Below are 20125 nucleotides of genomic sequence, written 5' to 3' on the forward strand. Positions count from 1 at the left end.
CACGGCCTTACGGCTGCAGCTCGACATCCCAGTAGAGATAGTCCATCCAGCTTTCGTGCAGATGGTTCGGCGGGAAGAGCCGTCCATTGTTGTGCAGGTCCTGCACGGTCGGCTGGTACGGCCTTTGATGCGGGAACATGTGGGCCTGCTTCGGCAGCTTGCTGCCCTTGCGCAGGTTGCAGGGCGAACAGGCTGCGACGACATTTTCCCAGGTCGTCTGGCCGCCATGCGCGCGCGGGATCACGTGGTCGAAGGTCAGATCGTCCGGGGATCCGCAATACTGGCATTCGAACTTGTCGCGCAGGAAGACGTTGAACCGGGTGAAGGCCGGAAAGCGCGACGGCTGGACATAGCTTTTCAGGCAGACGACGCTCGGCAGCCGCATCGAGAAGCTGGGAGAGGAGACGGAGTGTTCGTATTCGGCAAGGATTATCACGCGGTCGAGAAAGACCGCCTTGATCGCGTCCTGCCAGGACCAGAGCGACAAGGGGTAATAGCTCAGCGGCCGGTAATCGGCGTTCAACACAAGCGCCGGCAGGGCCTGAGGTGAGACTGCAATCGTCAAGCGTATTCTCCTGAGCGATTCGGCATCTGCATCTTCTATATTAGGCCTGTTGCGACAGGATTGTGAAGCCGGAAAGAAAAACCAAACAAAGGATTCGCTTTTCTCTTCAAGGCGTCACGGGCAGCGCATCACGCCGCATCTCACGCGCATAGTAAGCCCAGAAAAGCCGGGCCGCGACGCTCCGCCAGGGGGACCAAGAGGCGGCGAGCGAATCGATTTCGCTTGCCGTCGGCCGCAACTCGAAACCGAGCGCGTGACCGACGGCGTTCTGCAGCGCCACGTCGCCGGAGGGAAAGACGTCCGGATGGCCGGCGCAGAAGAGCAGATAGACCTCCGCCGTCCAGCGCCCCACACCCTTGATCGCCGTCAGCTCGTGGATCGCTGCGGCCGCCTCGATGTTGCAGATGCCGTCGAGATCGATCTCGTCCGTAACCGCCGCGGTCGCCACCCGCCGCAGCGTATCTGCCTTGGCGCGGGAAAGACCGAATTGCCGGCAGGCATCGTCGTCAAGCGAAAGCACGGCGTCGGCGCTGATCTCGCCGAGCGACGCCTCCATGCGGCTCCAGATCGCCGCCGCACTCGCCTTGGAGACCATTTGCGAGACGATGATATTGGCAAGGCCGCGATAGCCCGGATCGGTGCGCCTGAGCGGCACCGGCCCGGCCTTGTCGAGGACGTGCTCCAGGCGGGCGTCGAGCATCACGAGACCCGCGAGGCCAGCCTCGATATCGTCGCTTGTGCGAATGATCCGCATGCACCCTCCAAAATAGCGGATGACCTTTATACAGCTTCCATGGCAAAGGAGCACAATGCCCGTTCCGCCGCCAGCACAACCGGTTTTCCGCTTCGCCCCAAGCCCAAACGGCTTGCTGCATCTCGGCCACGCATTGTCAGCCATTATCAACCACGACATGGCGAGCGCGATGGGCGGCCGTTTCCTGCTGAGGATAGAGGACATCGACCGGGCGCGCTGCCGTCCGGAGTTCGAGGCGGCGATTTTCGAGGACCTCGCCTGGTTGGGTCTCATCTGGGAAGAACCGGTGCGGCGCCAATCAGATCAGCTCGATCTTTATGCGGCAGCGCTCGAACGCTTGAGAACCATGGGGCTGGTCTATCCTTCCGTCATGACCCGCGGCGAGATCAAAACGGCGGTGGCGGCGCATGAGGCGAGCGGAAGGGCATGGCCCCGCGATCCGGACGGGACGCCGCTTTATCCGGGCCGCGAGCGTGCGCTGACGGCAAGCGAGCAGGCCGACCTCGTCGCGGGCGGCCGTCCCCACACCTGGCGGCTCGACGTGGCGAAGGCGGTCGGCCGCCTTGCCGAACCGCTCCTGTGGCGCGAGACCGGGGAAGGTCCGGCCGGGGAAACCGGCCTGATCGCGGCGGATCCGGGTGTCTGGGGCGACGTCGTCCTGTCGCGCTCGGACGCGCCCTCGAGCTATCATCTTTCGGTGGTCGTCGACGACGCCCTGCAGGGCATCACCCATGTCGTGCGCGGCCGCGACCTCTACCACGCAACCTCCATCCACCGCCTGCTCCAGCGGCTTCTCGACCTGCCGGAGCCGGTCTATCATCATCATCGCCTGATCCTCGGGGCGGACGGCAGGAAACTGTCGAAGAGCAACGGGGACACAGGTATCGCCGCCTTCCGCACCGCCGGTTGCTCGCCGGCGGAACTGCGCGCCATGGTCCTGGAGGCGGCATAAAGCCGTCCTATTGGGAGGGCGGTCCCTCGCCGCGCCCTTGGAAGCTGCGTGACACCATGCGCTTGACCTTGAACTTCAGGATGGCGGCATTGATCTCGGCGCCGATGATGAAGATCGCCCCGACCATGTAGAGGAAAACCAGCACGATCACGATCGAGGCGAGGCCGGCATAGGTTGCCACATAGTTGGAGAAGGCCGCCAGATAGGATGCGAAGGCATAGGCGCCGATCGACCACAGAAGCAGCGTCAGCAGGATGCCGGGCAACACGTCGACGATCTTGCGGTGCCCGTCCGGCAGCCACAGATGCGACACCAACAGCCCCATCGTCAGCATCGCGAGCGCCAGCGCCAGGCCCCAATTGTCGACGGTCGCCAGCACGGCGTCGAGCCAGGGCAGCCATTGGTCGGCATTGCGGACGGCCAGCGGGACGGCGACCAGCAGAATGCTGATGACGGCGAGGATCAGGACGCCGGCAAGCACGAAGCCGAGGCTGGCGAGCCGGGTTATGTACCACGGGCGGCTTTCCGCCACGCGATAGGCCCTGTTCAGCGCAATTCGCAGCGCTTCGACGCCGTTCGAGGCGAAATAGGCGGCCGCGACGACGGAAAGCGTCAAGACTCCGCCGCGCTGGATGGTCAGCACCTCGACTATCTCATCGGCGACGGGCTTGGCGATCGATTCGGGCCAGGCATCGAAGATCAGGTGGACGGCCGTCACCGCGAATTGGTCGGCCCCGAGGAAACTGCCGAGCGCGGTGCCGAAGATCAGGAAGGGGAAGACCGCCATCAGCGACGACAGGGCCACATGGCTCGCCATCGCCCAGCCGTCGTCCTCGCTGAAATGCCAGAGCGCATCGAACACGACCTTCCAGATGATGCGAAGCGATGCCGGCATTCCGTCTCCTGTGGTGCCCGCCCTTCCGCGTGACCGGCTACGCGCCATGCCTGTGGCGGCGCGCCGCCAGGACGCAAGTGCGCGCAATTCAATTGTTTCCCAATCGTGAATATGGGAAACGGGACAGGTATTTCTACAGGAATCGACCGGATGTCTGAACGCCCCACCATTATCGTCACCGGCTGCTCATCCGGCATCGGCGCCTATTGCGCGCGCGCTCTGAAAAGCGACGGCTGGCGCGTCTTCGCGACCGTCCGGCGGCCGGAGGACCAGGCGGAGCTCGAACAGGAAGGCATCGAAACCTTCCTCATGGATTATACCAGGCCGGAGACGATCGCCGCCCTGGTGGAAGCCGTGATGGCGCTGAGCGGCGGGCGGATCGATGCGCTCTTCAACAACGGTGCCTATGGCCAGGCGGGCGCGGTCGAGGACCTGCCGACGGAAGCGCTGCGGCTGCAGCTCGAAACCAACGTGATCGGCTGGCACGATCTGACGCGCCGCGTCATTCCGGCGATGCGGGCTCGGGGCGGCGGCCGCATCGTGCAATGCTCGTCGATCCTCGGTCTCGTCCCCTATCGCTGGCGCGGCGCCTACAACGCCTCGAAATCCGCGCTCGAGGCCCTGTCGCTGACATTGCGGATGGAGCTTGCCGGCAGCGGCATCGAGGTCAGCCTGATCGAGCCGGGGCCGATCACGTCGAAGTTCACCGCCAATGCGCTTGCCTATGTCGAGCGCTTCATCGACCTCAAGAATTCCGTCCACCGGGCGGAGTACGAGAAACAGCTGAAACGCCTGCGCGGCGAAAGCAAGCCGGTCCGCGGAAGGCTCGGACCGGAGGCCGTTTATCACGTTCTGAAACACGCTTTGACGTCGCGCCGGCCGAGGCCGCATTATGTCGTGACCAGGCCCGCCAAACAGGGTGTGCTGCTCAAGAAACTCCTGCCGGCGGCGCTGTTCTACAGTATCATCGGCCGACTCGGCTGATTGAATAGAAGGAGCGATGACATGCCCAGTTTCCTGACCGCCGTGACATTGTTCGTCATGGGCCTGGTTGCGATCGTGCTCATCCGCGGCCTGTTGAACATGGCCCGCAAGGGCAGCGGCAATACGTCCAACAAGCTGATGCAGACGCGCATAGCGTTGCAGGCGCTGGCACTCGTGCTGATCATGCTGACACTGTGGGTCACCGGCGGTGGCCGGCCGAGCTGAGGACCAAGCGAAGTCACGATGGTCAAGCTCAACAAGATCTACACCCGGACCGGCGACAACGGCACGACCGGCCTCGTTGCCGGCCCGCGCCGCTCGAAGAGCGATCTCCGCGTCGATGCCTATGGAAGCGTCGACGAGGCGAATGCCTTCGTCGGCTTAGCGCGCCAGCATACCGGCGACAGGCCGGATCTCGATCAGATGCTGATGCGTATCCAGAACGATCTCTTCGATCTCGGCGCGGATCTCGCCACACCCGAGACCGGCGAGAAGCAGGACTATGAGCCGCTAAGGATCGTCGCCGCCCAGGTGGCTCGCCTCGAGGCCGAGATCGACCGGCTGAATGCCGATCTCGAGCCGCTGCGCTCCTTCGTGCTGCCTGCCGGCAGCGCCGCCTCCGCAGCGCTCCATGCCGCTCGCACCGTCGCCCGCCGCGCCGAACGGCAGATGGTGGCGCTTGCCGAGGCCGAAGGCGAGATCGTCAGCCGCGAGGCGGTTGCCTATATCAACCGGCTCTCCGACTTCCTGTTCGTCGCCGCCCGTTGGGCGAACGACATGGGACGCGCCGACGTCCTTTGGGTTCCGGGCAAGAACAGATAGGCTCGCGCAAAATCACGCTTCGGGGATCGCATGTTCATACCGCTGCACGACAGGAACGCCCTGAAGCATATCGACATGCAATATGTGACGGTGACGCTGATCCTCGTCAATTTCACCGTCTGGCTCTTCACCGTACCGATCGCCACCGAGGAGTTCGCCAATGCCGCCGTGCTCGGTTTCGGCTACATCCCGGCGATTGTGTTCGACTACGCCATTCTCGACCCCGCCCTTGCGCTCGTCCCGGACGAGTTCACCTTTGTCACCTATTCCTTCCTGCATGGCGACTTCACCCATCTGGCGATGAACATGCTGTTTCTCTGGGTCTTCGGCGACAATGTCGAGGACGCGCTCGGGCACGTCCGCTTTCTCCTGTTCTATCTGCTGTGCGCCGCCGCCGGCGCGCTGGCGCACGGGCTCATCGATCCCGCCTCTGAAGCGCCGCTGATCGGCGCCTCCGGTGCCGTCTCCGGCGTGGTCGCCGCCTATTTTCTGCTGCACCCGAAGGTCCGGGTCTGGGTGCTCGTGCTTTTCCGCATTCCCTTGCCGCTGCCCGCCGCCATCCCGCTCGCCTTCTGGATCGGCCAGCAGTTCTACATGTTCGCTGTCGATCCGGGCGGCAGCGTCTCCTGGACCGCCCATATCGGCGGCATCCTTGCCGGCCTCGTTCTCGTGATCGTTTTGCGACGCCGCGGCGTGCCGCTTTTCGATCGCACCATTGTCAGCCCCCGCGCCGTCGAACACGAGTCTGGGCCTGTCGAGGGAACGGAGACGCCCCTGCCGGGCAAGCGGAAACCGCCGACCCCCTGGGGCCGTCCGACCTAAGGAACGGAGCGGGCGGTCCCGATCTGACGATTATACGCTGCGATTTCAACAGATTACGCGGTCTTCAGGCGCAGGGAAAGGTTTCCGCCTCAGGCCCCTCCCGCCCGCTTGCCGGAAGCTTGTCTTACGTGTACGTAAACGTTAATAAAGTTCGCGGGCTAATATCGGTTTAGCGTTGCGGTTGGCGATTGTAATTGGAGAAAAAACGCGTATCGATGTCGCCAATCGACAATCAGGCCGCTTTGTTAAGGCGCATTTTCCTGCGAACGCTGCTGGAGGGAAAGAATCCATGAAAATCCTGGTAACGGTGAAACGGGTCGTCGACTTCAACGTCAAGATCCGGGTGAAGGCGGACGGTTCGGGCGTCGAGCTTGCCAATGTGAAGATGTCGATGAACCCGTTCGACGAGATCTCGGTCGAAGAGGCGCTGCGGCTCAAGGAAGCCGGCAAGGCGTCGGAAGTGGTGGTCGTATCGATCGGCCCGGCCAAGGCCGAGGAGACGCTGAGGACCGCGCTCGCCATGGGCGCCGACCGGGCGATCCTCGTCGAGACCGAGGACCAGGTCGAGCCGCTCGCCGTCGCCAAGATCGTCAAGGGTGTCGCCGAAGCCGAACAGCCGGGGCTGATCATCGTCGGCAAGCAGGCGATCGACGACGACAGCAACCAGACCGGCCAGATGCTCTCGGCGCTGCTCGGCTGGCCGCAGGGCACCTTCGCCTCCAAGGTCGAGCTCGGCGACGGCAAGGTCAACGTCACCCGCGAGGTCGACGGCGGCCTGCAGACGGTCGAATTGAAGCTGCCGGCGGTGGTAACCACCGATCTGCGCCTGAACGAGCCGCGCTATGCCTCGCTGCCGAACATCATGAAGGCGAAGAAGAAGCCGCTCGACAGACACACGCCTGGCGATTTCGGCGTCGACACCGCACCGCGGCTGAAGGTCTTGAAGACCGAAGAGCCGTCCGGCCGCAAGGCCGGCATCAAGGTGAAGTCGGTCGCCGAGCTCGTCGACAAGCTCAAGTCCGAAGCCGGCGTGCTTTAAGTTTAAGGAAAGGGAGATTTCCATCATGGCCATTCTGCTTCTGGCTGACCACGACACCACCCACCTTTCCGACCAGACGGCGAAGGCGCTGACCGCCGCGACGAAGATCGGCGGCGATGTGCATGTGCTCATTGCCGGCTCAGGCGTTAAAGGGGTCGCCGAGCAGGCGGCCAAGCTTTCCGGCGTCGCCAAGGTGCTGGTCGCCGACGACGCCTCGCTCGCCAACAACCTGGCCGAGCCGCTGGCGGCGCTGATCGTCTCGCTCGCCGGTTCCTACGACACGCTGATTGCCGCCGCCACCTCGGTCGGCAAGAACGTCATGCCGCGGGTTGCCGCCCTCCTCGACGTCGCCCAGGTCTCGGAGATCATCGAAGTGGTCTCTGCCGACACTTATCGGCGGCCGATCTATGCCGGCAATGCCATCCAGACGGTGCAGACGAGCGAAGCCAAGCGGGTGATCACCGTCAGGACCGCCTCGTTCGCCGCCGCCGGTGAAGGCGGTTCAGCGGTCATCGAGAGCGTCTCGGCCGCCGCCGATCCGGGGCTTTCCAGTCACGTCTCCGACGCGCTGTCCTCCTCCGACCGGCCGGAGCTGACCTCGGCGAAGATCATCATCTCCGGCGGCCGGGCGCTCGGCTCCTCGGAGAAGTTCAAGGAGGTGATCCTGCCGGTCGCCGACAAGCTCGGCGCCGCCGTCGGCGCCTCGCGCGCCGCCGTCGATGCCGGCTATGCGCCGAACGACTGGCAGGTCGGCCAGACCGGCAAGGTGGTCGCCCCCGACCTCTACATCGCCTGCGGTATCTCCGGCGCCATCCAACACCTCGCCGGCATGAAGGATTCGAAGGTGATCGTCGCCATCAACAAGGACGAGGAGGCGCCGATCTTCCAGGTCGCCGACTACGGCCTCGTCGCCGATCTCTTCGACGTCCTGCCGGAACTGGAAAAGGCGCTTTGAGGGCGCCGCACTCGGGCACGAAAAGGGCTGGAAAATCTGCCGGGTTGGCATTAACAATCGTACCGGGCCGTACCATCGGCCCGGTTTTTTGCATCTTCGGCAGCGCCGCTGCCGAGATTTCCTAAAGTGGATGTTCGCTTCGATGATCAAGACAATCGGAATTATTGGCGCGGGGCAAATGGGCTGCGGCATTGCCCATGTTTCAGCAGCCGCCGGTTACAAGGTACAGCTCTACGATATTGCTGCTGACCGCATCGAAGCAGGGCTGGCGACCATCAACGGCAACCTCGCCCGCCAGGTTTCCTCCGGCAAGATGAGCGACGACGACCGCAAGAAGGCGCTGTCGCTGATGAAGGGCTCGACAGATATCAACGATCTTTCGCAGGCCGATCTCGTAATCGAGGCGGTCACCGAAGACGAAACCGTCAAGCGCAAGATCTACGGCCAGGTTTGTCCGATCATGAAGGCGGACGCGCTGCTTGCCACCAACACCTCGTCGCTGTCGATCACCCGGCTCGCCTCGGCGACCGACCGTCCCGAACGCTTCATGGGCATCCACTTCATGAACCCGGTTCCGGTGATGAAGCTGGTGGAACTCGTGCGCGGCATCGCCACCGACGAGGAGACCTTCCGGACGGCCAAGGAATTCGTCGCCCATCTCGACAAGACCGTCACGGTCGCCGAGGACTTCCCCGCCTTCATCGTCAACCGCATCCTGCTGCCGATGATCAACGAGGCGATCTACACGCTCTACGAGGGCGTCGGCACGGTCGATGCAATCGACACGGCGATGAAGCTCGGCGCCAATCATCCGATGGGGCCGCTACAGCTCGCCGATTTCATCGGCCTCGATACCTGTCTGTCAATCATGCAGGTGCTGCACGACGGCCTCGCCGATTCGAAATACCGTCCCTGCCCGTTGCTGGTGAAATATGTCGAGGCCGGCTGGCTCGGCCGCAAGTCCGGCCGCGGCTTCTACGATTATCGCGGCGACGTTCCGGTCCCGACGCGCTGAGGCCCGCGATATCGCTTAACTTTCCGGAGGCGGCGCTATCGCCACCTCGATCAGCCGCTTCGCATCGTCGCTGTCCCAGGCGGCCGGCCCGTTCATCGAACCGATAAGGCAACCCTTCTCGTCGATCAGCAGGGTGGCCGGCAGACCAAAGGCAAGCCCCTCCTTCTTCAGCGTGTTGAAGACGCCCATCGAGGCGTCGCGATAATAGCGCAGGTCTTTGACCCCGATCTCGTCGAGGAAGGCCTTCGGCTTGTCGTCGCCACCGGTGTCGATGTTGACCGCGACGACCTCGAAGCGATGGCCGCCAAGCGCCCCCTGCAGCCCGTCAAGCGCTGGCATCTCCTCGCGGCAGGGCAGGCACCAGGTTGCCCAAAGATTGACGAGCACCGTCTTGCCGGCAAAAGAGGCGAGCGTCAGCGGCTTTCCGTCCGGCCCCGTGAAGTCGAGACCGCCAATCGGCCGCGGATTGGCGGCCGGTGTCATCGCCGCCACCTGGCCGCGCATCAGCGGCGTCAGCGCTGCCACCTTTTCGCCGGCGAGCGGGCAGCTTGCGTCCGCCGTCGGCGCCGCGCCGCCATTGCCAGACCCGGTCTCCTTCACGTATACCGCAGCCGCACCGGCGATCACGCCAAACAGGGCAGCGAGCGCGAACAACTTCACGGCCGGAGGACGTTTCTTCTGGTCTTGCATTTCATTCTCCAAAGGCGGGCATTCCGATGGCTGACGGCAGTTCCGAGACGAAATCCTCCAACCAGATGTGGGGCGGACGCTTCGCCTCGGGCCCGGACGCGATCATGGAGGAGATAAATGCCTCGATCGGCTTCGACAAGAAGCTCTATGCGCAGGACATCCGCGGCTCAATAGCGCACGCCACGATGCTCGCGCATCAGGGCATCATTTCCGCCGAGGACAAAGACAAGATCGTTCACGGCCTCGGCACGATCCTGTCAGAGATCGAAAGCGGCGCCTTCGAGTTCTCGCGCCGGCTCGAAGACATTCACATGAACATCGAAGCGCGGCTGGCGACGCTGATCGGCCCCGCCGCCGGACGCCTGCATACGGCACGCTCGCGCAACGACCAGGTGGCGCTCGATTTCCGCCTCTGGGTGAAGGAAGAACTGCAGAAGACCGAAAGGGCCCTGACAGCGCTGATCGGCGCCTTTCTCGACCGGGCGGAAGAGCATGCCGACACGGTGATGCCGGGCTTCACCCATCTGCAGACGGCCCAGCCGGTGACCTTCGGCCACCATTGCATGGCCTATGTCGAGATGTTCGGCCGCGACCGCTCGCGCGTCCGCCACGCGATCGAGCATATGGACGAAAGCCCGATCGGCGCCGCCGCCCTTGCCGGCACCGGCTTCCCGATCGACCGGCACATGACGGCGAAGGCACTCGGCTTCCGCGAGCCGACCCGCAACTCGATCGATACCGTCTCCGATCGCGACTTCGCACTGGAATTCCTGTCTATCGCCGCAATCGCCGCCACGCACCTGTCGCGTCTTGCCGAAGAGATCGTCATCTGGTCGACGCCGCAATTCGGCTTCATCCGCCTGTCGGATGCCTTCTCGACCGGTTCTTCGATCATGCCGCAGAAGAAGAACCCGGATGCCGCCGAGCTCGTGCGCGCCAAGACCGGCCGCATCAACGGCTCGCTGATTGCGCTTCTGACGGTGATGAAAGGGCTGCCGCTCGCCTATTCCAAGGACATGCAGGAGGACAAGGAACAGGTCTTCGACGCGGCCGAAAGCCTCGAACTGGCGATCGCGGCGATGACCGGCATGGTCCGCGACATGAAGATCCGCGCCGACCGGATGAAGGCCGCCGCCGGTTCCGGCTATTCGACCGCCACCGACCTTGCCGACTGGCTGGTCCGCGCGGCGGGCCTTCCGTTCCGCGATGCGCATCACGTGACCGGAAAAGCCGTCGCACTTGCCGAAGAGAAGGGCTGCGATCTCGCTGACCTCCCGCTTGCCGAACTCACGGCGATCAACCCCGCCATTACCGACAAGGTCTTCGACGTGCTGACCGTCGAAGCGTCCGTCGCGAGCCGCACCAGCTTCGGCGGCACCGCACCGGCCGAGGTGCGCAAGCAGATTGCCTGGTGGCGGGCGCGCAATTAGTGGATTCGCTGCCGCCGGCGCGCCCCTAATCCCGCTGCCGCGACCTTCTCCCCGCACGCGGGGAGAAGGCTAGGGTGAGGCAGCGATATGCATTGAAACGTAGACATCTGCGCACACAAACAGGGTGCACAAGTCGCTGAAAAACCGATAAGAGACCGCTCTATCTAAGATCAATCGGCTTCAGCTTCGGCGAGGGACATGACGATGACATCTACCAAGGCGGCCCGGCTTGCGCTCCTGTTGGCAATTCCGGGGCTGGTTCTGACCGGCTGCGGGCGCAAGGGCGATCTCGATCGGCCGGGCGCCACCACGGCGATCAACACGAAGGCGCCCGCCGGCACCGCCGAACCGAAGGAGACGGTCGAGGACCGCCCCTTCCTGCTTGATCCCCTCCTCTAAGCGAGCGACACCCCCGTGAACCATTTCGACTATCGCGACGGAATTCTTTACGCCGAAGACGTCCCAGTAACGGATATCGCCCGCGCCGTCGGCACGCCCTTTTATTGCTATTCCACCGCGACGCTCGAGCGACACTACCGGGTGTTCGCAAGGGCCTTCGCCGACGTCGATGCGATGGTCTGCTATGCGGTGAAGGCCAATTCCAACCAGGCCGTACTGAAGACGCTCGGCCGCCTCGGCGCCGGCGTCGACGTGGTCTCCGAGGGCGAGCTCCGCCGGGCGCTCGCCGCCGGCATTCCTGCAGAGCGGATCATGTTTTCCGGCGTCGGCAAGACGCCGCGCGAAATGGACCTCGGGCTCGAGGCCGGCATCTATTGCTTCAACGTCGAATCCGAGCCGGAGCTGGAGATCCTCAACCAGCGGGCCGTCCGCGCCGGCAAAAAGGCGCATGTCTCCTTCCGCATCAATCCGGACGTCGACGCGGGCACGCACGCCAAGATCTCGACCGGCAAGAAGGAAAACAAGTTCGGCATTTCCTGGGAGCGGGCGCGCGCCGTCTATGCCCATGCCGCGACGCTCCCCGGCATCAAGGTGACCGGCATCGACATGCATATCGGCAGCCAGATCACCGAGCTGCAGCCCTTCGACGATGCCTTCAAGCTGCTGCGCGAACTGGTCGATACGCTGCGCTCGGATGGCCACGCCATCAACCATGTGGATATCGGCGGCGGCCTCGGTATCCCCTACCGGGAAGACAACAATCCGCCGCCGCTCCCCGATGCCTATGCGGACATCGTCAAGAACCAGCTGAAGGGCCTCGACTGCAAGATCGTCACCGAGCCGGGCCGGCTGATTGTCGGCAATGCCGGCATTCTCGTCACGGAAGTCATTTATGTGAAGGATGGCGGCGAAAAGACCTTCGTAATCGTCGATGGCGCGATGAACGACCTGATCCGCCCGACGCTATACGAAGCCTATCACGAGATCAGGCCGGTGAAGATTTCTGCGGCCAATGCGCCGCGCATCAAGGCCGACGTCGTCGGCCCGGTCTGCGAGACGGGCGATTATCTGGCGCTCGACCGGGAGATGGCGATGCCGAAGCCGGGCGATCTCTTCGCCATCGGTTCAGCGGGCGCCTACGGAGCGGTCCAGGCCAGCACCTATAACAGCCGCCTTCTGGTCCCCGAGGTACTCGTCAAGGCCGATCGATTCCACGTGATCCGCCCGCGCGAGGACTACGACGATTTGATCGGCCTCGACTCGGTGCCGGATTGGCTTGACTGATCCCCGGCGTAGATCTTTCGACGGGCCGCGCCTCGGCGCGATCACGGTTTGTTTTTCTTGTCGCCCTCGCCTTCGCCACAAAGGATGTTATCCTGACCTTTGACCGCCGCGGCGGTCAAAGGGATCGAAAGGGAACTTGGGCGGATGACGCAATTCCGGCAGGATGAAACGCCACAACCGAAGTCACTCGGCAGAATGCTGGCGACGAAGCGGTTCCTGGCACGCCTGATCCTGCTTTCCGAGCAGCTCCTGCCCCGTGCGCTCGCCCCGGCCTCGCTCGTTCTCCTCTTCCTCTCAGCTGGCTGGCTCGGCCTTTTTCGTGTCGCGCCGTTCTGGCTGCACGTCGTGGTACTGCTCGCCTTCGCCGCCGGGCTTTTCCTGACGCTGCTGCCGCTCACTCGCGTTCGCTGGCCGGAGATCGCCGAAGCCGACCGGATGCTCGAAGACCGCAATCGGCTGCCGCATCAGGCGATCCGCGTGCAGGATGACGCGCCGGCGACGGAGGGAGCCGTTGGTGCGGCACTCTGGCACGAGCACCAGGCACGCATGGCGCGTCTCGTCCACGGCCTCGATACGGGCCTGCCACGTCCCGACGTTGCGAGACACGATCCCCTAGCACTCAGAGCCGTGCCGATCCTCATCGCCTGCGTCGCCTTCGCCTATTCCTATTCGAACCGCGCCGGCCTGGCGTCGGATGCGTTTCGGCTGCCCGAACGGCAGGTCGCTGCTCCCGACATCCGCATCGACGCATGGGTGACGCCGCCGGCCTATACCGGCCGCGCACCGATTTTCCTGACCGGCCGGGAGGATACGGCAGCCGCCGACAGGCAGGCTGCGATCACCATTCCGCAGTTCAGCGACGTCACGGTCCGGGTAACCGGCGCCGGCCAGGAGACGCAGGTCAGCTATGCCGACACGGGCAGCCCTCAGCCGACGATCATCCCGGCCGTGGCCGGCAAGCCGTCGCCGCAGCAGCCGGCGGAAGCGGCCGGCACGCCGGCGAACGGCGCCCGCAGCCATCTCTTCAAGATCACCCGCGACGGGACGCTTTCCGTTGCCGGACAGCGCTGGAATTTCAAGATCATTCCCGACAGCGTCCCCGGCATCGCCTTCGATGGTGCTCCCCGTCCGACGGCGAACGCTTCGCTGGAGATAAGCTTCCTCGCCCATGACGACTACGGCATCGCCCAGGCCTGGGCAGAGATCAAGCCTCTGGACGAACCAGCTGCCGGCGCCAGGCCGCTCTATCCACCACCGGAATACCGCCTCGACCTGCCCCGCCGCAACCCGCGCGATGCCAAGGGAACGACCAGCCGGAACTTGAGCGAACATCCGCTTTCCGGCAAGCGCGTCGAGATCACTCTCGTCGCCCGCGACGCCGCCGGCCAGGAAGGGCGAAGCGTGCCGGAGGAAATGGTGTTGCCGGCGCGGCGCTTCTTCGAGCCGCTGGCCGCAGCGGTCGCCGAACAGCGGCAGGTCTTCGCGCTCGACGCCAACCAGCTCCCCCATGCCATCGATCTCAATGATGCGCTGACGCTCTATCCCGAGGAGACGCTCCCGAACCTCACCCATTTCCTGCTGATCCAGTCGGCCCGGACGCGGATGGAGCTCGCCCGCAACGACGATATGCTGCGCGACGCGGCCGAGCATCTCTGGGAAATAGCCCTCGGCATCGAGGATGGCGACCTGTCGCTCGCCGAGCGCCGGCTGCGCGATGCCCAGCAGGCGCTCTCCGATGCGCTCGAACGCAACGCCTCGGATGAGGAGATCGCCAGGCTGATGCAGGAGTTGCGTCAGGCGATGCAGGAATATATGCGCGCGCTCGCCGAGCAGGCGGCCAAAAATCCGGCGATCGCCGCCAATCCGGACATGAACAATGTGCTGCGCCAGCAGGATCTGGAAAAGATGATGGACCAGATCGAGAACCTGGCGCGCTCCGGAGCGCGCGATCAGGCGCGCCAGCTTCTGTCCGAACTACAGCGGATGATGAACAATCTGCAGGCCGGCCGAATGCAACAGGGCGGCGAGCAGAACAGCGCCATGCGCCAGCAGATGGACAAGCTCGGCCAGCTGATGCAGCAGCAGCAGCAGCTGATGGACGAAACATTCAAGCTGGACCAGGCGCTGCGTGACCGGATGCAGCGCGGCGATCCGCTGCAGGGCGAGGACAACGAGCTGTTCGGCCAGGACATGCCCCAGGATCCCGGACAGCAGGGCGACCCGAACGGACAGCCGAACCCGCTCGACGAGATGACCGCCGAGCAGCTGAAGGAAGCCTTGAGGCAGCTCAGAGAGCAGCAGGAGGCGCTCGGCAAGCAGCTGGGCGATCTGCAAAAGGGCCTGGAGGAACTCGGCATAAAGCCCGGCAAGGGCTTCGGCCAGGCCGGGCGCGAAATGAAGGACGCCGCGGGCGCCCTCGGCCAGGGCCAGGGCGAACGGGCGGTTGGCAGCCAGGGCCGGGCGCTGCAGGCGCTGCGCGAAGGCGCCCAGGACATGATGAACCAGATGCAGGCCCAGGGTCAGGGGCCCGGCCCCGGGCAAGGTGTGCCGCAATACGGCCAGAACGGGCGCGATCCGCTCGGCCGCCGCCAGCAGAACGCCGGACCGGATTTCGGCGACCAGGTGAAGGTGCCGGACGAGATCGACACGCAGCGCGCCCGCCAGATCCTGGACGCGATCCGGCGCAAGCTCGGCGACAACCTGTCGCCCGAAGTCGAGCGGCTATATCTGGAGCGCTTGCTCGATATGCGCTGAGGCCCCGCCCGAGCAGGGCCTCAGGAAACCCTCAGGCCGCCAGGGCGTGCGCAACCGCCTTGCGGATGTCAGGCAAGGAAAATGGCTTGGAAATCACATCCACCACCTTGCCAGTGAGATCGTCGGTGCGCTCGCGCTGCTCGGCATAGCCGGTCATCAGCAAGATCTTGAGCTTGGGAAAGGCCGCCGATGCCTGATGCACGAGCTCGATGCCGTCCATGACCGGCATTCGGATATCGGAAAGCAGCAGGTCGAAGCGCTGGTCCTTGAGGCAGGCGAGCCCGTCGGCACCATCCCCGGCCTCAACCGTTTCGTGTCCATCGAGTTGCAGCGCCCGCGCCACGAACGAGCGCAAGGCATCCTCATCCTCGGTAATCAGGATTTTCGCCATCATGGCCTCCCGTATTCGCTCTCACGGAGCGCCGGCGTCGTTCGCAAGGAAGACGCTCTACGTCGTTGAACATCCGTATCCACGCCGCCTGCGGCCGTGACACCGTTCCAACCAAACAGGTTTTTGTTTGCTTTCGGTAAACGCGATCTCATCGATTTTCAGCATCTCGCGCTTCCAGGTAGAGAAAGGGCGAATACTCGCCCATCAGGCGCAAGCAATCATTGCCCTCCCCGCAAAGAGTGAAACCGGGGTATCGGAGGCCGGAGAGACGCTATTCCGCGTCGCCGGTGACGACGCCGACGAAGGGCAGTTCGCGGAAGGCATAGGCGACGTCCATGCCGTAGCCCACCACGAAGTGATCGGGGCATTCGAAGCCGACATAATCGGCCTCCAAGTCGACGCGGCGCTTCATGCGCTTGTCGAGCAGTACGGCGATCGTCACATGGCGGGCGCCGCGTTCGTAGAGCAGGTCCTTGGCAAAGCGCAACGTCCGCCCGGATTCGAGAATATCGTCGATCAAGAGAACGTCGCGATCGTGCACGTCGCTGTCGATATCCTTGGTGATCCTCACACCCTTGGATTCGGTCCCCGTGCCGTAGCTTGACAGCGTGATGAACTCGACCTCCGGCGCAAGCCCCGCCCCGTGCATGGCACGGATGAGATCGGCCGCAAAGATGAAGGAGCCCTTGAGGATCGAGATGACGAGGAGGTCCTTGTGCGGCCCGCGCATGATCTCTTCCGCCATGTCTCGATTGCGACTGGCAATCGCCTCGGGGCTATAGAGGATCTCGATATTCTTGCCGCGAACGACGGGCATGGTGGGTCTCCGTTTCTGAAGGAAGAACGCCTGCCCTCCCTTTCCAGCGCCGATTAGCACAATCAGCGAGGCGAAACACTGTTTTCCGCAAAGGAAACGGCGACTTCAGGCATTTTTCCGCCCGCATAGGGAAGCCGGGTGACGAAGCGGCGGCTTTCACCCGGCGCGATGGCCGCGCCTTCGTGCATCAGCCGCGTCGCCGTCACCGGCCGTCCGTTGCTCATCACTTCGACGACCACAGGCGGCAGACGCTGTTCGAGATCGGAGCGGTTGTCGATGGCCCCATAGACGGAAAGCACGCGCATGCCGCCGGTATAATCGAGTGAGGTCGTGACCGCCTCGATGGCCAGCGGACGGGCATCCGCCTCGTCGTGCCCCCCGAGCCCTGCCACCAATAGGAAGGCCGTGAGGCCAAGGCCGGCGGCGAGGGCGGCGAAACGCCGCGCCGGCATCGCACGCAGTTTCACCTCCGCAGTCGCGAGGAGCCGCGCCGCTGCCACGCTTCGAATGGTCGTCGTCGGAGGCGGAACGGGGCGCGCTGCCGATCGCCGATTGTCGTTGAAGACCGGATAAGGGCCGCGCCGCGGACCAGGAGCGACGGTCTCGAATTCGACGTCGACATAGTCGCGTTTCCTGGCCGGGGGATTGTCCGCGCGCGGCACGCGCTCCGGCGGAAGGAGGTCGATACCGGCGGTCTTCGTGCGAAATGCCTGCATGGGGCTCTCCCATCGGAGTGCCGCGCCCTTCTACGCCGGGCGCGCCAAGCTCGCGGCAAGACCCTGCAAAAACAAGGCATTGCATCAAATCCTCACGGAACGTAAATCGGAATGGTTAATGTTTCGGAAAGAGCCGCGAAAGCGGCGTGTTTTCCTGGGACATTAACCGTCGCTTAACCATGGTTCCGCACTCGGTTTTGCCTTGGCAGGCGCGCTGTCCTACTGCATGGTCCTTCAATCGGCACCGCAGTTCAAAGCGATGCAGCGCGCTTCGTGTGCGCCCGGCGGGGCGCAAGGACGCCTGGATGTGCGAACGGCCGGTTGCGGCGGTTGTCGAGGATTGTGACGAGAGATTGGACTGTCCCTTTGATTCATTTCGAGAATGTCGGATTGCGCTATGGCATGGGGCCGGAAATTCTCCGGGACCTGACGTTCGACATTCCGCGTCGGTCCTTTCAATTCCTGACCGGCCCATCAGGAGCCGGCAAGACGACGCTGCTGCGGCTGCTGTTCCTGTCGCTGAAGCCGACGCGCGGGCTCATTCGCATGTTCGACCGCAACATATCCTCCATTCCGCGCGAGGAATTTCCGATGCTGCGGCGACGCATCGGCATCGTCTTCCAGGACTTCCGCCTTCTCGACCACCTGACGACCTATGAGAACGTCGCCCTGCCGCTGAGGGTCCGCGGCAAGGAGGAGACGAGCTATCGCTCGGACGTGCTCGAGCTTCTCAAATGGGTCGGTCTTGGCGAGCGCATCAATGTGCTGCCGCCGGTGCTTTCCGGCGGCGAAAAGCAGCGCGCCGCGATCGCCCGGGCGCTGATCGACCGCCCGGAAATCCTGCTCGCCGACGAACCGACCGGCAATGTCGATCCGCCGATGGCAAGGCGGCTGTTGAACCTTTTCCTCGAACTGAACAGGCTCGGCACCGCCGTGGTGATCGCCACGCACGACCTGTCGCTGATGGACCAGGTCGAGGCCCGGCGCATGATCCTTTCACAGGGGCGGCTCGATATCTATGAATGAGCAGCGCCCCCGCCGCGAGCCAGACCCGCCGCCGCAGCAGCGCCGCAGCGAGATGCGCGTGCGCCCGACCGGGCCGATCGTACCCTCCGCCAATGTCTCCGGCCATGCCTTGATGTGCGTCATTGCCATCATGTCGTTCCTCGCCTGCCTGACGCTCGGCGGCGTCAGCATGGTGCGCGCGACGGCGCAAAGCTGGCAATCGCAGATTTCTCGCGAGATCACCATCCAGATCAAGCCGGACGAGAACCTGGACATGGAGAAGGCGCTCGCCGACGCGCGCGACCTCGCCTTGACCTTCCCCGGCACGACGGGCGGCAACATCATCGACCGCGCCGCAACGGCCCGCCTCCTCGAACCCTGGCTCGGCAGCGGCCTCAACCTCGACGAACTGCCGGTGCCGCGGCTCGTGGTGATAACCATCGACGAAAACGACCCGCCGGATTTTTCCGCCATGCGAAAGGCCTTGACGGAGACGATTCCCGAGGCGATTCTCGACGACCATCGCACGTGGGTAGACCGCCTGGTCGCCATGGCCAACACCACGACAATGATCGGGACCGGCGTTCTGGCGCTTGTCTTTTCGGCCATGGTGCTGACCGTCGTGTTCGCCACCCGCGGCGCCCTTTCCGGCAATCGCCACATCGTCGAGGTCCTGCATTTCGTCGGGGCCGAGGCGGGCTTCGTGGCGTCCGAGTTCCAGAAGCACTTCCTCAGAATCAGCCTCAAAGGCGCCGGCGCCGGCGGGCTGCTCGCGGCGCTGTCATTCGCCATCGCCGGTTTCTGGCAATCGCAGACGCTCGCAACCCCCGAAACGGACCAGGCGACGGCGCTCTTCGGCACCTTTGCGATCGGCTACACCGGTTATCTGGGCATCTTCGCGATCATCATCGTCATCGCCTTGCTGACGACGCTGACGGCGCGGCTGACCGTCACCCGGACGATCTACGAAATCGACCTTATCCGCTCGGACCCCGGCCGGACGGATACCTATCAGAGCTGACCCCTCTCGTGGGCTTTCCAAAACCGTGAATCTCCCCCGACCGATCTATCCCCTGCCGCAATCGGCGGCTATGTGAGAGAATCATAATGGGTGAGGAGCTTCGCGAGAGCGGAATGGCCGATAGGGGCAAATGGCGAGACAGGGCCGCGCGCCGCCGTCGGTCTCGCAGCCTGCTGCGCAAAATCCTGCGGCGCGGCTTTTTCGTGCTGCTCGCCTTTCTCGCCATCTTCGTCGCCGGCTTCCTGCACTTCGCCGATACGGTCGCCTCGCTGCAGCCGCCGGCCACACCCAGAGCGGATGCAATCGTCGTGCTGACCGGCGGCTTCCAGCGGATAGACCAGGCGGTCGAACTGCTGAAATCCGGCGCCGGCAACCGGCTTCTGATCTCCGGCGTCAATCCGGCGACGACGGAGAGCCAGATACGCCGCAACACGCAAAGTTCGGCCGATCTCTTCAAGTGCTGCGTCGATATCGGCCATGAAGCAGTCGATACGATCGGCAACGCGACCGAGGCCGGGCAGTGGATCCTGGACCGCGGCTATCGGAGCGTCCTCGTCGTCACCAACAACTACCATATGCCCCGCAGCCTGCTCGAACTGCGCCGGGTTCGGCCGGACACGCAGTTCATCGCCTATCCGGTCGTCAATTCGGACCTGAAGACATCCAACTGGCTGCGCAATCCGCTCTTCATCAAGGCCATCCTGCTCGAATACGCCAAATATTCGGTCGCCTCGCTGCGGGATCTTGTGAGCACGCACCTGACAGACAATCCGAGAACCGACGCTTCTCTCCCCGCGCCGCGGGAAGAGTAGCGC

22 protein-coding genes are annotated in these 20125 nt (G+C 64.1%); 15 read left to right on the forward strand and 7 right to left on the reverse strand.

All coding sequences use genetic code 11. From position 1 onward, the window contains the following. Positions 1 to 7: 7 nt before the first annotated feature. Together NXT3_RS15895 and NXT3_RS15900 are read right to left on the reverse strand one after the other, a co-directional pair. Complete coding sequence (locus tag NXT3_RS15895; protein ID WP_037388531.1) at positions 8 to 565, reverse strand: HNH endonuclease; 558 nt, start codon at positions 563 to 565, stop codon at positions 8 to 10. A 106-nt stretch (positions 566 to 671) separates the two neighbouring features. Next, positions 672 to 1319, reverse strand: a complete 648-nt coding sequence (locus NXT3_RS15900; RefSeq protein WP_097527907.1) for a DNA-3-methyladenine glycosylase family protein — start codon at positions 1317 to 1319, stop codon at positions 672 to 674. Positions 1320 to 1374: 55 nt separating this feature from the next. Between NXT3_RS15900 and gluQRS the strand changes: the two genes are divergently transcribed. Next, a complete protein-coding gene (gene gluQRS, locus NXT3_RS15905) occupies positions 1375 to 2271 on the forward strand; it encodes a tRNA glutamyl-Q(34) synthetase GluQRS (RefSeq protein ID WP_104839679.1) in 897 nt (298 codons plus the stop codon). A gap of 7 nt (positions 2272 to 2278) precedes the next feature. On the opposite strand, the gene NXT3_RS15910 is transcribed toward gluQRS, so the two are convergent. Further along, complete coding sequence (locus tag NXT3_RS15910; protein ID WP_037427361.1) at positions 2279 to 3166, reverse strand: YihY/virulence factor BrkB family protein; 888 nt, start codon at positions 3164 to 3166, stop codon at positions 2279 to 2281. 150 nt (positions 3167 to 3316) lie between these two features. Between NXT3_RS15910 and NXT3_RS15915 the strand changes: the two genes are divergently transcribed. The 7 genes from NXT3_RS15915 to NXT3_RS15945 all read left to right on the forward strand — a co-directional run bounded on the left by NXT3_RS15915 (position 3317) and on the right by NXT3_RS15945 (position 8803). Next, positions 3317 to 4150 (forward strand): SDR family oxidoreductase, encoded by an 834-nt coding sequence (locus NXT3_RS15915; protein WP_037427359.1) that lies wholly within the window; start codon positions 3317 to 3319, stop codon positions 4148 to 4150. A 21-nt stretch (positions 4151 to 4171) separates the two neighbouring features. After that, the gene (locus NXT3_RS15920) at positions 4172 to 4375 is read left to right on the forward strand and encodes a twin transmembrane helix small protein (RefSeq protein WP_012709193.1); all 204 of its coding nucleotides are present in this window, start codon (positions 4172 to 4174) and stop codon (positions 4373 to 4375) included. Between the two features lie 18 nt (positions 4376 to 4393). Next, positions 4394 to 4972: a cob(I)yrinic acid a,c-diamide adenosyltransferase gene (locus NXT3_RS15925; protein WP_097527904.1), complete on the forward strand. Its 579-nt coding sequence runs from the start codon at positions 4394 to 4396 to the stop codon at positions 4970 to 4972. Between the two features lie 30 nt (positions 4973 to 5002). After that, positions 5003 to 5794, forward strand: coding sequence for a rhomboid family intramembrane serine protease (locus NXT3_RS15930; protein ID WP_104839680.1), 792 nt, complete (start codon positions 5003 to 5005; stop codon positions 5792 to 5794). A 289-nt stretch (positions 5795 to 6083) separates the two neighbouring features. After that, on the forward strand, positions 6084 to 6833 hold the full coding sequence (locus NXT3_RS15935; RefSeq protein ID WP_104839681.1) for an electron transfer flavoprotein subunit beta/FixA family protein: 750 nt from the start codon (positions 6084 to 6086) through the stop codon (positions 6831 to 6833). A gap of 25 nt (positions 6834 to 6858) precedes the next feature. Next, positions 6859 to 7788: an electron transfer flavoprotein subunit alpha/FixB family protein gene (locus NXT3_RS15940; RefSeq protein ID WP_095677910.1), complete on the forward strand. Its 930-nt coding sequence runs from the start codon at positions 6859 to 6861 to the stop codon at positions 7786 to 7788. A gap of 142 nt (positions 7789 to 7930) precedes the next feature. After that, the gene (locus NXT3_RS15945) at positions 7931 to 8803 is read left to right on the forward strand and encodes a 3-hydroxybutyryl-CoA dehydrogenase (protein ID WP_037419783.1); all 873 of its coding nucleotides are present in this window, start codon (positions 7931 to 7933) and stop codon (positions 8801 to 8803) included. A gap of 15 nt (positions 8804 to 8818) precedes the next feature. On the opposite strand, the gene tlpA is transcribed toward NXT3_RS15945, so the two are convergent. Beyond that, the gene (tlpA, locus tag NXT3_RS15950) at positions 8819 to 9493 is read right to left on the reverse strand and encodes a thiol:disulfide interchange protein TlpA (protein ID WP_037419771.1); all 675 of its coding nucleotides are present in this window, start codon (positions 9491 to 9493) and stop codon (positions 8819 to 8821) included. A gap of 26 nt (positions 9494 to 9519) precedes the next feature. On the opposite strand from tlpA, the gene argH reads away from it, so the two are divergent. The 4 genes from argH to NXT3_RS15970 all read left to right on the forward strand — a co-directional run bounded on the left by argH (position 9520) and on the right by NXT3_RS15970 (position 15360). Then, a complete protein-coding gene (argH, locus tag NXT3_RS15955; RefSeq protein WP_104839682.1) occupies positions 9520 to 10923 on the forward strand; it encodes an argininosuccinate lyase in 1404 nt (467 codons plus the stop codon). 204 nt (positions 10924 to 11127) lie between these two features. Further along, positions 11128 to 11322: an LPS translocon maturation chaperone LptM gene (lptM, locus tag NXT3_RS15960; RefSeq protein WP_050988264.1), complete on the forward strand. Its 195-nt coding sequence runs from the start codon at positions 11128 to 11130 to the stop codon at positions 11320 to 11322. A gap of 15 nt (positions 11323 to 11337) precedes the next feature. After that, complete coding sequence (lysA, locus tag NXT3_RS15965) at positions 11338 to 12606, forward strand: diaminopimelate decarboxylase (RefSeq protein ID WP_037419781.1); 1269 nt, start codon at positions 11338 to 11340, stop codon at positions 12604 to 12606. 144 nt (positions 12607 to 12750) lie between these two features. Next, positions 12751 to 15360, forward strand: a complete 2610-nt coding sequence (locus tag NXT3_RS15970) for a TIGR02302 family protein (RefSeq protein ID WP_097526575.1) — start codon at positions 12751 to 12753, stop codon at positions 15358 to 15360. 31 nt (positions 15361 to 15391) lie between these two features. Here NXT3_RS15970 and NXT3_RS15975 read toward each other — a convergent pair whose 3' ends face one another. The 3 genes from NXT3_RS15975 to NXT3_RS15985 all read right to left on the reverse strand — a co-directional run bounded on the left by NXT3_RS15975 (position 15392) and on the right by NXT3_RS15985 (position 17284). Beyond that, positions 15392 to 15751, reverse strand: coding sequence for a response regulator (locus tag NXT3_RS15975; RefSeq protein WP_037419785.1), 360 nt, complete (start codon positions 15749 to 15751; stop codon positions 15392 to 15394). A gap of 271 nt (positions 15752 to 16022) precedes the next feature. Beyond that, positions 16023 to 16568 carry a hypoxanthine phosphoribosyltransferase gene (gene hpt / locus NXT3_RS15980; protein ID WP_097526576.1) on the reverse strand — a complete coding sequence of 182 codons (546 nt, stop codon included), beginning with the start codon at positions 16566 to 16568 and terminating at the stop codon, positions 16023 to 16025. A gap of 62 nt (positions 16569 to 16630) precedes the next feature. After that, a complete protein-coding gene (locus NXT3_RS15985) occupies positions 16631 to 17284 on the reverse strand; it encodes a hypothetical protein (RefSeq protein WP_104839683.1) in 654 nt (217 codons plus the stop codon). A gap of 402 nt (positions 17285 to 17686) precedes the next feature. Between NXT3_RS15985 and ftsE the strand changes: the two genes are divergently transcribed. The 3 genes from ftsE to NXT3_RS16000 all read left to right on the forward strand — a co-directional run bounded on the left by ftsE (position 17687) and on the right by NXT3_RS16000 (position 20122). Next, entirely contained in the window at positions 17687 to 18310 is a 624-nt protein-coding gene (ftsE, locus tag NXT3_RS15990; protein ID WP_234782359.1) for a cell division ATP-binding protein FtsE, read from the forward strand. Then, positions 18303 to 19310 carry a cell division protein FtsX gene (locus NXT3_RS15995; protein ID WP_104839684.1) on the forward strand — a complete coding sequence of 336 codons (1008 nt, stop codon included), beginning with the start codon at positions 18303 to 18305 and terminating at the stop codon, positions 19308 to 19310. Before ftsE ends, NXT3_RS15995 begins: the two co-directional genes overlap by 8 nt. A gap of 113 nt (positions 19311 to 19423) precedes the next feature. Beyond that, positions 19424 to 20122 carry a YdcF family protein gene (locus NXT3_RS16000; protein WP_037420112.1) on the forward strand — a complete coding sequence of 233 codons (699 nt, stop codon included), beginning with the start codon at positions 19424 to 19426 and terminating at the stop codon, positions 20120 to 20122. The last annotated feature ends 3 nt before the right edge of the window (positions 20123 to 20125 follow it).

Origin of the sequence: Sinorhizobium fredii, assembly GCF_002944405.1 — a bacterium.
Lineage (GTDB): Bacteria > Pseudomonadota > Alphaproteobacteria > Rhizobiales > Rhizobiaceae > Sinorhizobium > Sinorhizobium fredii_C.